Consider the following 13,094-nt stretch of genomic DNA (forward strand, 5'->3'; position numbering starts at 1 on the left):
CAAAGCGCGCAGACGGGTACGGCCTATCGCAGGACCGGATCCCCGCCCGCGCAGAACCGGTCGACATCGCCGAGGGTGGGGCTGGATTCCCAGTCGCCGGGGGTCATACACAGCAGGGCGCCGCAGGCGTTGGCCCGCCGTAGCCGCTGCGGCACGGTCAGCCCCTGCAACAGTCCGCTGAGGTAACCCGCGACGAAAGCATCACCGGCGCCGACGGTGTCGACCACTTCGACGGGAAACCCGGCACTGGGAAACTGTGTGCCCGGCAGGTAGGCCACGGCGCCGTCGGCGCCCAGCTTCAGCACCACCTCGCCTCGGCCGGAGTGCACAAGTCGTTGTGCGGCGTCTTCCGCGGGGGAGTCGGGGTGCAGCAACTGCAGCTCTTCGGGACCGCCGAAGACGATATCGGCCTGCTCGGCGAACTTGCGCAGCAGCGGCCCGGCGAGATCGGCGGGCGCCAGGCTGGCGCGATAGTTCACGTCGAAGCTGACCTGTACCCCCGCGGCACGTGCCCGGTCGATGGCCGCCTGCATGCATTCGCGTGCACTGTCCGACAGCAAGGCCGTGATACCGGACACGTGCAGCACCGAGGCCTGCTCCACCCAGCCGGGTGGCACATCCTCGGGTCGTAGCCGCGACCCGGCCGAGCCGCCGCGGTAGTAGAGCACGGCGGTGGAGCTGATCGTGGGTCGTTCCTTGAGCATCAGGCCGGTCGGGGCGTCGGTGTCGATGACACCGTCCACCTGCACACCCTCGGCGCGGATTTCTCTGGTGACCCGCTCACCCAGTGGGTCGTCGCCCACCCTACCGAGCCACTGTGCCTCGATTCCCAAGCGTTGCAGGCCGATTGCCACATTGCTCTCGGCGCCGCCGATGCCCAGGACCAACTCGGACACGTGCCGCAGCGAACCGATATCGCGCGTGCGCATGAGGGCCATCGTCTCGCCGAGGGTGGCGACCCGGGGCGTCACGCGGTATCCGGTCCGCACGCGGCCACAAACGCTTGCGCGCGTTCGCGAAGGGCACCGAGATCACCACCGCGGACGGCGTCGCCCAGGAGCGGACCACCCACACTGACCGCCGCGGCGCCGGCCGCCAGCCAGGCCACGGCGCCGCGCAGGTCGACACCGCCCGAGGGCACGACGGCGATCTCGGGGAACGGGCCGCGCAGATCCTTCACGTAGCCGGCGCCGACCTGGTTGGCCGGGAAGATCTTCACCGCCGCCGCCCCCGCCTGCCAGGCGGCGAACAGCTCGGTGGGGGTCAGGCCGCCGGGCACCATGGGCACGCCGGCGCGGTGGGCGGTCTGCACCAGGTGCGCGTCGGTGATCGGCGTGACCAGGTAGTGCGCGCCGGCGTCGATGGCGGCCGCCAACTGCTCGGCGTCGGTCACGGTGCCCACACCGATGTCCGCGGCATCGCCGAAGCGATCCAAGAGGTGCGGCAACCGCTCGAGGGTGCCCGGTGTGGTCAGCGTCAACTCGACACTGCCGATCCCGGCGTCGACGAGCACGTCGAGGATGCGGTCGTAGTCGGTGGCGTCGGCCGCCCGCACCACGACGATGAGCTTGGTGGTGGCCGTGCGGGCCGGGATCGTCACACGGGTCAGCGTGTCACCAGTCATGAACGGTCCCGTCCTGCAGCCGGTTCACCGGGAGGTACGCGGCGGTATAGGTGAACGCGGCCGCGGCACCCTCGTCGAGTTCCACGCCGAGCCCGGGGGCGTCGCCGGGATGCAGGAAGCCGCGGTCGAAGGTGAACGACGTCTGGAACACCTCGAGCGTGGTGTCGTTGTGCGGCATGTATTCCTGGATGCCGAAGTTGTGAATCGCCAGGTCGAGGTGCAGGGCCGCGGCCATTCCCACCGGGGAGATGTCGGTGGGTCCGTGCATACCCGATCTGATCCCGTAGATGCCGGCGAAGTCCAGCAGTTTCTTCATGGCGGTGACACCGCCGGTATGGGTCACCGCGGAGCGGACGTAGTCGATGAGCCGCTCGGTGATCAGGGTCTGGTAGTCATACACCGAGTTGAACACCTCGCCGATGGCCAGCGGTGTGGTCGAATGCCGGCGCACCAGGCGCAGTGCGGCCTGATCCTCGCCCGGTGTGCAGTCCTCCAGCCAAAAAAGATCATAGGGCTCAACGTCTTTGGCGAATCGGGCCGCTTCGATGGGGGTCATCCGGTGATGCCCGTCATGGAGAATGCGCACCTGGCTACCGAAATCCTCGCGGATCTTCGCGAAGACGCCCGGCATATGCGTCAGGTAGGCCCGGGTGTCCCAGGTCTCTTCGATCGGGGCGGTCGCCGCACCCCCGTCGGGTCCACGGTGCGCGGGCTCGTAGTCGTAGCGTGTGCCGGGCTTGTTGGTGGCCACCCCGTAGATCTGGCCCAGGCCCGGGATTCCGGTCTGCACCCGAACAGCGGTGTAGCCCGCTTCGAGGTAACCGGTGATGGCGTCTTTGAGGGCGGGGTAGTCGGGTCCGGACGCGTGTCCGTAGACGCGGATGCTGTCCCGGCTTGCGCCGCCGAGCAATTGGTACAGCGGCACGCCGGCCTTCTTTGCCTTGATATCCCACAGCGCCATGTCGACGGCGGCGATCGCGGCCATGGTGACCGGCCCGCGGCGCCAGTACGCACCGCGGTAGAGGTACTGCCAGGTGTCCTCGATGCGGTCTTCGTCCCGGCCGATCAGCGTGGGCGCGAGGTGTTCGGACAGGTAGGCCGCGACGGCCAGCTCGCGTCCGTTGAGGGTGGCGTCACCCCACCCGACGACTCCGTCGCTCGTGACGATCTTGAGGGTGACGAAGTTGCGCCCCGGACTGCAGACGTTGACGTCGATCTTGTCGATACTCATTGTTATCTTTCGTTGCGCTGGTTCATGTTCGGAGCGGTCACATCGCCGGGCGTGGGTCGGTGAGATCGCGACCGGTCCAGTCCTTGGCCCAGACGGCCACGATCAGTGCCGACAGTGAGTACAGCACCAGCATCACCATGATCGGCACTGCGCTTCCGGTGGCCGCGACCCACGCGGCGGCCACGACCGGACCGATGCCGGTGGCGATCACCGCCGCGATCTCACGGATGATCGCGGTCATCGTGTACCGGTTGCGGGCACCGAAGATCTCCGGGATCGAGACGTTCTCCAGTGAGGCCGGGCTGAGTACCGCGACGTTGTGCAGCACGACGTAGCCGACGAACACCCACACCAGGTCCCTCGAATCGATGGCCAGCATGGCCGGAACGATGACCACCAGTGCCGCCGACATGACGATGATGTACATCCGGCGCCGGCCCAGCCGGTCACCGAGCCAGCCGATCGCCGGGATGGTGAGGAAACCGACGAGCGAGGACACGATCACGACATTGGCGCTGACGCCCTTCTGCAGGGTGAGAGTCAGCGTCATGAACGAGATCAGGTAGGTCTGGATGAGGCCGGAGTTACCGGCCTGGCCGAACCGCAGGAAGAACGACACCACAAGGGCCTTGACCGGCTTGCGTTGCATCGCTTCCAAGGTGCGGGTGTCTGCCCGGTCGGTGGCCCGCTCGAGGATCTGCTCGCGGGTCAGTGCCCGCCCGTCGACGACATCCTCGCGTTCTTCGAAGACCGGGCTTTCCTTGAGGTTCAACCGAATCCACACCGCGAAGACCATCACCACGGCGCTGGCGATGAACGGGATGCGCCAGCCCCAGGCGATCACATCGCTTTCGACCAGCGTGCCCAGCAGGATGGCCCAGATCGCCGATGCGAACAGCGTGCCGCAGTTGGTGCCCAGTCCCACCAGCGAGGCCACGAATCCGCGCCGGTGTGGGGGTGCGTACTCGGCGAGCATGACTCCGGCGCCACTGATCTCGGCACCAGCGCCGAACCCCTGCAGCAGTCGCAACGTCACCAGCAGGATGGGCGCCAACATGCCCACCTGGTGGTAGGTGGGCAGCACGCCGATCAGCGTCGTCGCCGCGCCCATCAGCGCGATGGTGTAGAACAGCACCTTTCGCCGACCGATCCGGTCGCCGAGCCTGCCGAAGAACACCGCACCCAACGGGCGGGCGATGTAGCCCACCCCATAGGTGGCCATCGACAGCACCACCGCCATCCCCGCGCTTTCGCCGGAGAAGAACAGCTGGCTGAAGACCAGCGCGGCGGCCAGTGAATACAGCTGGAAATCCATGAATTCCAGTGCGGTGCCGAGCCATCCGGATACGGCGGCGCGGATCAGGTCGGCCATGCTGCGCTGGGTGGCCGGTGCGCGGGCGGGGGCCTGTGGGTCGTGAGCAGTGGTCATCGCTGTTCCTCGTCGTGAGTGTCGGAGTCGTCAGTGTCGGTTTGGAGCGCAAGCAGGACCTTGGCCGACGCCGAGGCATCCCGCGCCAAGGTGAAGGCATTGATGGCGTCGGTCGCCGGGACGACATGGGAGATGACGGCGTCGAAGTGGTCGGAGGTGGCGAGCAAGCTGATCGCGTCGTCGATTTCGCCCGCGAACCGGAAGGCGCCCAGCAGGTGTAGTTCCTTGCTCAGCATCGGTGCCAGGTTCACCGAGATCTCGCTGTTGGGAAGCGTTCCGACCTGTACCACCGTCCCGGCGCGACGCGCGGCGCGCACCGCCTGGGTCAGCGAGACGCCGACGCCGGAGCATTCGAAGATGACGTCATACGACTCGTCGGCGATGCTGTCGTGTCCCACCAGGACGGACTCGGTGGCTCCCAAAGCCACCGCTCGGGCCAACGGCTCCGGGCGCAGATCGCTCACCCCGATCTCGGTGGCGCCGTGATGCCGGGCGGCCGCGACGACGAGGAGACCGATCGGGCCGGCGCCGATCACCAGCACACGCCGGCCGGTGAGCTCACCGGCCAATCCGACCGCGTGCAATGCCACCGCGAGCGGCTCGGCCAGTGCTGCTCGGCGTAACGGCAACCCGGCGGGCAGGGCACGGACCATCCGGTCCTCGACGATCAGCAGTTCGGCTGCGCCGCCCTGTCGATGCGGGAAGGTGGCCGCACTACCCAGGTAGTCCCCGCCGGGACGAAGGTGGGGGTGATCGGTCAGACCTGGTACCGGCTGCCCGTACCTCGCGGGATGCACCGTCACCGCGGTGCCCGCCGGGTAGCGCCCGGACGGGTCGAGATCCACGACGCCCGACAGTTCGTGCCCGGGAGTGAAGGGCTCCCGCACCACGTTCTCGCCGTTGGCCCCGTGGAAGTAGTAGTGCAGGTCCGAGCCACAGATGCCCACGTAGCTGACCCGCAGCCGGATCTCCCCGTCGGCCGGGACCGGCTCGCCGCGGTCCTCCCAGCGGATGTCCTCTTTGCCGTGGATCGCGAGTGCTTTCATGAGACTTTCCTGTCTTGGTCGGCCGCCTCGGTGGCTTCGCGTGCGGCGGCGCGCACCCCGCTTGTCGTGATCGCCAGCACGAGGTCGGCCACCCGGTCGGTGAATGCGGTGTGCGCGGTGAGGGCGTCGGGGAGAAACCCGTTGTTCAACACCGCCATTGCGTGATCTCGCGGACTGATCGCGCCTCTGGTCACCTCCGCGAGCCGGGGGCGCGCGGGTTCGCGGACCTCGGCGGCGTAGGGGCCGGGAGCAAATCCTGGTGGCGGAGCGACCGTGCAGATCCACCCGGCCACCGTCAGGGCCAGCAGGTGCGGCACCCGGCCGGCGCGCAGCGCGATGAGGGCCGGCTCGGGGATGCGCTGCAGGAGTTTCACCGAACCGTCGGTGCCCACTTGGGACGTACGGTGGCCCAGCGCCGCGTTGGCCCACCGGTGGGCGAGCGATGTCAGGTAGGCGTCCGTATCGAATCCCTTCGGCAGCGCGATGGTGGGCAGATAGTCCGCGGCGATGCCGGCGCGTACCGCGTCCCTGACGAAGTCCTGCGCCCAGGCGTCGGCGATGCCGGCCTGGCCGTCCAGGATGCCCAGATACGCGATCAGCGAATGCGATCCGTTGAGCAGCCTCAACTTGACCAGTTCGTAGGCGTGCACCTCGTCGCTCATGATCGCGCCTGCCTGCTCCCAGGCCGGCCGCCCGGCGGCGAAGTCGTCCTCCAACACCCACATGGTGAAGCTCTCGGCGGGCACGGGACAGCGGTCCTCCACACCGATCAACTCGGCGACCTCGGCGCTGGTCTGGCCGGTGGTCGCCGGCACGATCCGGTCCACCATGGAATTCGGGAAGCTGACCCGGTTCGCGACGAAGTTCAGGACATCCGCGGAAGCCCCACTGGCATGCAGGAACTCGGTCACCACCGCCCGGGTGGCATGCCCGTTCGACTGCAGGTTGTCACACGACAGAACGGTGATCGGAGCCCCCTGCACGGCGCGGACGGCCAAGCCGCGCGCGATGAGTCCGACCGTGCTGCGGGGATGCCCGGGGTCGGCGAGGTCTGCGCGGACATCACCGAGGTCGAGGTCGAGCGTGCCGGTGCGGGCTGACCGGCAGTAGCCGACCTCGCTGACGGTCAAGGTGAGAATCCGGTGCGCCGGATCGGCCAGCGCCGCCACCAAGGCGTCACGCTGCTCGGCGACCACGCCCAGATTGCGATGCACATCGACGACGCCGACCCGCCGCCCGTGATCGGAGTACTCCACGATCGCGTATTGCCCGTCCTGGGCGCGCATCGCCGACACCACGTCGGGGGAGCGATTGGCGAAGCCGTAGATACCCCAGTCGCCGGGCTGGGCGGTAAGCGCGCCGGCCGTGTACACGGCGGCGTGGGCCCGGTGGAAGTTGCCCAATCCCAGGTGCACGATGCCCGTCAGATCCCCTGCCGCTGCACCGATCAGGGTGCCGGGCGGGGTGGTGTCGCGGGACAGTCGTCGCATCGTTGCGCTCCCAGAGATGGTCGAAGTGTGGGGTGCGTTCCGCATTATGAACCGCACGTATCGTAATGTGAACTACACTGGCAGCTGGGCCCTGACGTGTCAAGGCTCACTGCTGCGGGTGTGCCAAGCTCTCGGATAGAGAGGTGGCGACGGGAGAGGTGGGGATCGTGGAAGGCATCGTGGAAGGAAATGCCGCATCTCCGGTGGGCAGCGTCGACAAGGCGCTCGCCCTCATCGAACTGCTTGCCGAGGCCGGTCCGGACGGTTTGGCTCTGCGGGATGTCGTGGAGTCGAGTGGCCTGAACAAGGCGTCCGCGCACCGCACCCTGCAGGCCCTGCAACATCGAGGATTTGCCGAGCAGGATGCCAATCAGCGGTATCGGCTGGGATCTCGGCCGGCATTGTTGGTCGAGCGGTTCCTGCGCGAGGAGAATCTGCCGACGCTGTTCCGGCCGGCGCTGCTCGCCATCTGCCGGGAGGCCGAGGAACTGGTGCACCTGGGCATTCTGGACGGTCACAACGTGCTCTATCTGGACAAGGTCGAGCCGGACCGCACCATCCGGGTGTGGTCCCGGGTGGGGCGCCAGGTCAGTGTCCTCACCACGGCGCTCGGACGGGCGATGGTCGCCGCCGAAGGGGCTGCCGACACCCTGCTGTCCGCGTATACCGCCGAGGCCGATCCGCTGGTCGCCGACCGGTTCTCCCGGTCGGTCGCGGAGGCGAGGGTGCATGGCTACGCCACGGAACGTGAAGAGAACGAAGCGGGAATCTGCTGTGTGGGTGTGGCATTGAGACGCCCCACCGGCCGCCCGGTGGCCGTCAGTATCACCGGGCCGACCAGCCGGATGGGCGCGGACCGGCTCGACAAGCTGGGCACCCGGTTGCGAGAGATGTTGAGCGTCTCGGCGCCGCCCGGATTCTCGGTGGTGAGTACCGATCCGGCCGGCGACCCGTAGTCGATGCGAGGGGACGGTTCCGGGTTTCGGAGTACTTGGCGCAGAATCGCATTGGGTTCGCGGGTGGCGAAGTTGGTTCTGGGCACCGGCGCAGGTGACCACCTGACCGATACCCGCGGTCGTCACTGCCGGCGCCGCGTGGGCAGCGGAACCTGTTGTCCACCAGTGGGTTCGCCGCTGCGGTGCGCCTACGTCACGATGCGGCACGCATTGTGAGATGCGGCACTCTGGAGTTCTTCCGCGGTTTGGCTCCGCTAGACAAAGGGGTATCGGCTTTTTCTGAAACGGATCGGTGAACGACGTACGGATGGTCATGACTCGACTGACGCGCTGGGTAGCAACCATTCTTGCCGTGACCCTTCTTCCCGGCCTGGTCTCCACCTTCGCCGGCGCTGGTGCCGCGGTCGCACACTCCCGCCCGGGTCTTCCGGTGGAGTACCTGCTCGTACCGTCAGCCGCAATGGGCCGCGATATTCGGGTCCAGTTCCAGCCCGGCGGTCCGCACGCGGTGTACCTCCTGGACGGCCTGCGGGCACAGGACGACTACAACGGGTGGGATATCAACACCCCGGCGTTCGAGTGGTACTACCAGTCCGGGCTTTCGGTGGTGATGCCGGTGGGCGGCCAATCGAGCTTCTACACCGACTGGTACCAACCGGCCGTCGGAAACGGCGGCACCCAGACCTACAAATGGGAGACGTTCCTCACCGAGGAGCTGCCCGCGTGGCTGTCGGCCAACAAGGGTGTCGACCCGACCGGCAACGCGGTCGTGGGGCTCTCGATGGGCGGCGCCCCCGCCCTCACCTACGCCATCTACCACCCGGACCGGTTCGTCTTCGCCGGATCGCTGTCCGGTTTCCTGAACCTGTCCCAGGGCTGGTGGCCCACCCTGGTCGGGGTCGCCATGAGCGATGCCGGCGGATTTCGGGTCACCGACATGTGGGGACCGCCGATCGACCCGGCCTGGAGGCGTAACGACCCCTCGCTGCACATCCCCGAGCTGGTCGCCAACGGCACCCGGATCTGGATCTACTGCGGCAACGGCACACCGGGCGACCTGGCGCCCGCGGCGGCCCAGACGAATCCCGGGGCCGGGATCTTGGAGGGGCTTACGCTGCAGAGCAACCAGAGCTTCCAGCAGGCCTATCTGGCCGCGGGTGGGAAAAATGCCACCTTCAATCTGCCGCCGAAGGGTTTGCATTCCTGGGAGTACTGGGGCCAGCAACTGCAGCAGATGAAGCCGGACATCCAGCGCACCCTCGGAGTCCGCTCCACTTAGAGCACACCCAGCTTCCGCAGATCCGTCAGGTATTTGTGGATCAACTCAACGGTGATGTGCGGGATATCTTGTGCCGGCCCTATTTTGGTGGCCCGCACGGCCGCGCGGAACTGGTCGTCGACGCCGCCCGCTGAGACTTCATGTGCGGCGCAGACCGCGACGGCTCAGAATCGATGAGGTACCCGAACAACGTCGAACAACGGAAGGTACCTGATGCCCGCACCGTCCTTGGACAAATCCGAATCCGGCCGCCTGCTCAACGATGCGCGGACAGCGCAGGGCGTCACCTGGGCCGAATTGGCCGCCGCGATCAACCGCCCGCTGGTCTGGACGGTCGCCGCGCTGCTGGGTAAGCACCCGGTTTCCGCCGAGGACGCGACGACCATCTGCGCGAAGCTCGGGTTGGGCCTCGAGGTGCAGGCGGCGCTACAGCGGCAGCCCTACCGCATTCCCGAGCCGGGGCTCTCCAGCGATCCCACCATCTATCGGTTGCACGAAGCCGTCGATGTGTACGGCGGGGCGCTCAAAGAGTTGATCCATGAGGAGTTCGGCGACGGCATCATGAGTGCGATCAATTTCGCGGTGTCCTTCGAGCGGCGGGCGGACCCGGGCGGCGACCGCGTCGTCGTCACCTTCGACGGCAAGTTCCTGCCCTATCAGTGGGGATAGCCGCGTCGCCGGGTCACTACGCTGAGGCCGTGGACGAACGTACCCGCGCGACCCGATTGCTCGAGGCCCAGGACAAGGCGGCCGAACTGTTCGACGCGATCAGCGCCCGCCGGATGGTACGGGCCGGTATCACCGAACGAGAGCTGTCCGACGAGATCCGCGATCTGGCCGCCGATCTACTCGGTGTCACCAGGCATTGGCACAAGCGCATCGTCCGGGCGGGGGAGAACACGCTGGAGACCGCGCGCGGCAATCCACCCGACCTCACCATCGCCGACGACGACATCGTGTTCGTCGACCTCGGACCGATCTTCGAGGAATGGGAAGCCGATTTCGGCCGCACCTTCGTGCTCGGGGACGACCCGCGCAAGCTGGCGCTGCGCGATGACCTCCCGCGGATCTGGAACGCGGGACGGGACTTCTTCGACCGGCACCCGGAGATCACCGGGGCGGACCTGTTCGACCACGTGGTGGAGCTCAGTGAAGCGGCCGGCTGGCATTTCGGTGGTGTCATCGCGGGTCACCTCGTCGGGCAGTTTCCGCATGAGAACATCCCCGGCGACAAGATCGAGTCGTACGTCGCCCCCGGCTCTACCCATCCGATGCGCCGAAAAGACCGCTCCGGCAACCAATGTCACTGGATTCTGGAGGTGCATCTCGTCGAACCCGACCGCAGGTACGGCGGGTTCCACGAGGAGCTCCTCGATCTGCCCGGGCCCACGGCTCAGACGCTGTCGCGGTAGGCGGTCGGACTGACGCCCACGCGCTGTTTGAAGCACGTGGCGAAATGGCTCGGGGTGGAGAAACCGACCTGCGTGCCGATCTCGGTGATCGTGACACCGGTGGTGGCCAGCAGCGCCTTCGCGCGCTGGATGCGCAGGTCGATCAACAGTTGGTGCGGCGTGGTCGCGAAGGCCGCGGCGAATGCGGTGAGAAATCGGCTGACGGGCATCTGGGCGATGCCGGCGAGCGCGTCGAGGTCGATCCGATGGTCCAGCTCGGAATTCAGATAGTCCACGATGGCGGTCTGGGTGCGTTGATCGAGAGTCCGGCCGGCACGCTGCGGTGGTCGAGCTGGTCGCTCGCCGTAGTGCTCGGCGATGTGCAGGCGGGTGGTGTCGGCCAGCGATTGCCGGAACAACGCGGCTATCGGCCCCGCCTGGGTCAGCTGCCCGGCCAGCCGATCGACCAGCCGGTGCAGGAAGACGTCGCGGTAGCCGACCCGCGGTGTCAGCCCACGCGTGCCGAACACCGAGGTGGGTGCGGTGATCTCGCAGAACCCGACCGTGGCGCCCTGCGCGAGGGCGGCGTAACGGTGCTCGGCAGGAATCACCCAGACGTCACCGATGCGCGGTAGGCACGGTCCTGATGGTCCGCGCTCGAACTCGATCTCCATGGTCTTGAGCGTGCCCTGCCGGTGGATCACGAAGGTGTGGTGCGGTTCCCGAAAGCACCAATCGGTGGGCGCCTCGACCCGCTCGGCCACGAAACGGTAGTCCAGCCCTTGCAGGCTGAACTGGTGTGCGGCGGTGATGGTGCGGTCTGTGAGAGGCCGGCGACCGTCCCAAACCTGCATCGACAACCCCCGAACTTTTTGACAAGTGCCCCGCTTTTCGAATGCGCCCCCGGTCTGGTCACGCTACCGTCGGCGACCGTTCGCGGCCGACCGATGGACCGCGCCCGGGGGAAGGACAGCATGACCGTCAACTCGATCCAAGGTAAGAACGTCCTGATCGGCGGGGGAGCCAAGAATCTGGGTGGGCTGGTGGCCCGCGATCTCGCGGCACAGGGCGCCCGCGCCGTCACGGTGCACTACAACAGCGACGCGACCCGCGCCGACGCCGAGAAGACGCTGGCAGATATCACCGGAGCCGGGGTCGAGGGGTACCTGGTTCAGGCGGACCTGACCACAGCCGATGCGGTGCGTACCTTGTTCGCCCGTGCCGGCGAGGCCATGGGCTCGATCGATATCGCGATCAACACCACCGGCATGGTGACCAAGAAGTCGATACCGGAGATCACCGAGGCCGACTTCGACAAGATCTTCGCCATCAACGCCAAGGCGGCGTTCTTCTTCATCCAGCAGGCGGGTGAGAGCCTCACCGAACGCGGCAAGCTCGTCACGCTCGTGACCTCCCTGCTGTCGGCGTACACCGGGCTGTACTCCATCTACGCCGGGTCCAAGGCGCCGGTGGAACATTTCACCCGTGCGGCGGCCAAGGAATTCGGGTCGCGCGGCATCTCGGTCAACGCCATCGCCCCGGGCCCGATGGAGACGCCGTTCTTCTACGGGCAGGAGACCGCCGAGTCCGCCGACTACAACCAGCACGCCGCCGATCTGTCGGCGTTCACCAAGACCGGGCTCACCGACCCCGTCGACATCGTGCCGCTGGTGCGCTTCCTCGTCGGCGAAGGCTGGTGGATCACCGGTCAGACGATCCTCGCCAACGGCGGCTACACCACCCGCTGAGCCTCTTCAGCCGTTGGATTGCCGCGGGGGACTCGGCACGAACCGCGACACCCGGTCCACGACGTCCCGATAGGAGGGGCGGCGCTGCAGGCTGCGCTCCTCCATCAGCGGGATGCTGGCGCCGAGGAACATCGCCAGGATCGCGACCGCGCCCAGGATCAGCCACCACCAGTCCGCCGGCGATGCCGCAATGCCGAACAGCGCCAACGCCACCCAGAAACTGAACTCGCCGAAGTAGTTCGGATGCCGCGACCAACTCCACAGACCGCGATCCATCGACGCACCGGCCTGCCGAGTGGCCACAAAGCGGTGCATCTGCACGTCGGCGACCAGTTCCAGGGCAACGGCGGCCAGGCCCAACACGAATGCGATCCAGCTCAGCCACACCAGTCCCGGACCGGGTCGGGTCACCGCCACGTATGCCGGGACCATGCCCAGGAAGACCTGGAGAGTCGGGATCAGATGGATGGCCACCAGATCGGCGACGACCTCCCAGCGTCCGGCGCGCTGCTTGAACTTCGGGTAGCGCCAATCTTCGTGGTGCAGACCCGGGAACGTGTACACCCAGTTGGCGGTCAACCGGATTGCCCACACCATCACGACGACGGCGATCAGCCAGCACCGCAACGCATTCACGTCCGGCGCGGTGCGATACCACCAGTAGAGCAGCAGCAGCGGGGGAATCACGCTCCAGTACGCATCATAGAAGCTGGAGTTCCGGTAGATCCGGCTGAAGACGAAGATCACGATGGTGCCCAGTACGTCGGCGATCAGGGTGTCCAGCCAGAGCTGTCCGGCGCGCGGACCCCACACCAGCCACGCGGCCGCCACCGCGATGGCGATGGCGTACGCGATGGTGACCACACCGAGCGAACGTGCCTTGCTGACGGTCGTCATCGT

The 13,094-nt window shown here is 67.2% G+C and carries 13 protein-coding genes; 5 read left to right on the forward strand and 8 right to left on the reverse strand.

Going from position 1 to position 13,094, the window contains the following annotated elements; translation table 11 throughout:
• Positions 1 to 23: 23 nt before the first annotated feature.
• The 6 genes from QN239_RS10905 to QN239_RS10930 are packed head-to-tail and all read right to left on the reverse strand — an operon-like array spanning position 24 to position 6,820.
• Positions 24 to 971: a sugar kinase gene (locus QN239_RS10905; protein WP_499010208.1), complete on the reverse strand. Its 948-nt coding sequence runs from the start codon at positions 969 to 971 to the stop codon at positions 24 to 26.
• Entirely contained in the window at positions 968 to 1,624 is a 657-nt protein-coding gene (locus tag QN239_RS10910) for a bifunctional 4-hydroxy-2-oxoglutarate aldolase/2-dehydro-3-deoxy-phosphogluconate aldolase (RefSeq protein ID WP_499010210.1), read from the reverse strand. Before QN239_RS10910 ends, QN239_RS10905 begins: the two co-directional genes overlap by 4 nt.
• Entirely contained in the window at positions 1,614 to 2,855 is a 1,242-nt protein-coding gene (gene manD, locus QN239_RS10915) for a D-mannonate dehydratase ManD (RefSeq protein ID WP_499010212.1), read from the reverse strand. The genes QN239_RS10910 and manD overlap by 11 nt, the downstream gene beginning before the upstream one ends.
• Positions 2,856 to 2,892: 37 nt before the next feature.
• A complete protein-coding gene (locus QN239_RS10920) occupies positions 2,893 to 4,284 on the reverse strand; it encodes an MFS transporter (RefSeq protein ID WP_499010213.1) in 1,392 nt (463 codons plus the stop codon).
• A complete protein-coding gene (locus QN239_RS10925; protein ID WP_499010215.1) occupies positions 4,281 to 5,330 on the reverse strand; it encodes an L-idonate 5-dehydrogenase in 1,050 nt (349 codons plus the stop codon). The genes QN239_RS10920 and QN239_RS10925 overlap by 4 nt, the downstream gene beginning before the upstream one ends.
• Positions 5,327 to 6,820 (reverse strand): mannitol dehydrogenase family protein, encoded by a 1,494-nt coding sequence (locus QN239_RS10930; RefSeq protein WP_499010217.1) that lies wholly within the window; start codon positions 6,818 to 6,820, stop codon positions 5,327 to 5,329. The genes QN239_RS10925 and QN239_RS10930 overlap by 4 nt, the downstream gene beginning before the upstream one ends.
• A gap of 167 nt (positions 6,821 to 6,987) precedes the next feature.
• On the opposite strand from QN239_RS10930, the gene QN239_RS10935 reads away from it, so the two are divergent.
• The 4 genes from QN239_RS10935 (at position 6,988) to QN239_RS10950 (ending at position 10,467) form a co-directional block, all read left to right on the forward strand.
• Entirely contained in the window at positions 6,988 to 7,776 is a 789-nt protein-coding gene (locus tag QN239_RS10935) for an IclR family transcriptional regulator (RefSeq protein ID WP_499010220.1), read from the forward strand.
• A gap of 307 nt (positions 7,777 to 8,083) precedes the next feature.
• Positions 8,084 to 9,055, forward strand: a complete 972-nt coding sequence (locus QN239_RS10940; protein ID WP_499010222.1) for an esterase family protein — start codon at positions 8,084 to 8,086, stop codon at positions 9,053 to 9,055.
• Positions 9,056 to 9,268: 213 nt separating this feature from the next.
• Positions 9,269 to 9,724 (forward strand): cyanase, encoded by a 456-nt coding sequence (cynS, locus tag QN239_RS10945; RefSeq protein WP_499010224.1) that lies wholly within the window; start codon positions 9,269 to 9,271, stop codon positions 9,722 to 9,724.
• Between the two features lie 29 nt (positions 9,725 to 9,753).
• The gene (locus tag QN239_RS10950) at positions 9,754 to 10,467 is read left to right on the forward strand and encodes a M24 family metallopeptidase (protein ID WP_499010227.1); all 714 of its coding nucleotides are present in this window, start codon (positions 9,754 to 9,756) and stop codon (positions 10,465 to 10,467) included.
• Here QN239_RS10950 and QN239_RS10955 read toward each other — a convergent pair.
• Positions 10,449 to 11,300 (reverse strand): helix-turn-helix transcriptional regulator, encoded by an 852-nt coding sequence (locus QN239_RS10955; RefSeq protein ID WP_499010229.1) that lies wholly within the window; start codon positions 11,298 to 11,300, stop codon positions 10,449 to 10,451. The genes QN239_RS10950 and QN239_RS10955 overlap by 19 nt on opposite strands.
• Before the next feature lie 120 nt (positions 11,301 to 11,420).
• On the opposite strand from QN239_RS10955, the gene QN239_RS10960 reads away from it, so the two are divergent.
• The gene (locus tag QN239_RS10960) at positions 11,421 to 12,194 is read left to right on the forward strand and encodes an SDR family oxidoreductase (protein ID WP_499010230.1); all 774 of its coding nucleotides are present in this window, start codon (positions 11,421 to 11,423) and stop codon (positions 12,192 to 12,194) included.
• 6 nt (positions 12,195 to 12,200) lie between these two features.
• On the opposite strand, the gene QN239_RS10965 is transcribed toward QN239_RS10960, so the two are convergent.
• Positions 12,201 to 13,091 carry a DUF1295 domain-containing protein gene (locus QN239_RS10965; protein WP_499010232.1) on the reverse strand — a complete coding sequence of 297 codons (891 nt, stop codon included), beginning with the start codon at positions 13,089 to 13,091 and terminating at the stop codon, positions 12,201 to 12,203.
• Between the last annotated feature and the right edge of the window lie 3 nt (positions 13,092 to 13,094).

Origin of the sequence: Mycolicibacterium sp. Y3, from assembly GCF_051188035.1 — a bacterium.
Taxonomy (GTDB): Bacteria; Actinomycetota; Actinomycetes; order Mycobacteriales; family Mycobacteriaceae; genus Mycobacterium; species Mycobacterium fluoranthenivorans.

Bases quoted from the DNA above. Each gene is read 5' to 3' on its own strand.
- QN239_RS10965 (WP_499010232.1), bottom strand. From the start codon at position 13,091: ATGACGACCGTCAGCAAGGCACGTTCGCTCGGTGTGGTCACCATCGCG.
- QN239_RS10910 (WP_499010210.1), bottom strand. From the start codon at position 1,624: ATGACTGGTGACACGCTGACCCGTGTGACGATCCCGGCCCGCACGGCC.
- QN239_RS10940 (WP_499010222.1), top strand. From the start codon at position 8,084: ATGGTCATGACTCGACTGACGCGCTGGGTAGCAACCATTCTTGCCGTG.
- QN239_RS10960 (WP_499010230.1), top strand. From the start codon at position 11,421: ATGACCGTCAACTCGATCCAAGGTAAGAACGTCCTGATCGGCGGGGGA.
- cynS (WP_499010224.1), top strand. From the start codon at position 9,269: ATGCCCGCACCGTCCTTGGACAAATCCGAATCCGGCCGCCTGCTCAAC.
- QN239_RS10930 (WP_499010217.1), bottom strand. From the start codon at position 6,820: ATGCGACGACTGTCCCGCGACACCACCCCGCCCGGCACCCTGATCGGT.
- QN239_RS10920 (WP_499010213.1), bottom strand. From the start codon at position 4,284: ATGACCACTGCTCACGACCCACAGGCCCCCGCCCGCGCACCGGCCACC.
- QN239_RS10925 (WP_499010215.1), bottom strand. From the start codon at position 5,330: ATGAAAGCACTCGCGATCCACGGCAAAGAGGACATCCGCTGGGAGGAC.
- QN239_RS10955 (WP_499010229.1), bottom strand. From the start codon at position 11,300: ATGCAGGTTTGGGACGGTCGCCGGCCTCTCACAGACCGCACCATCACC.
- manD (WP_499010212.1), bottom strand. From the start codon at position 2,855: ATGAGTATCGACAAGATCGACGTCAACGTCTGCAGTCCGGGGCGCAAC.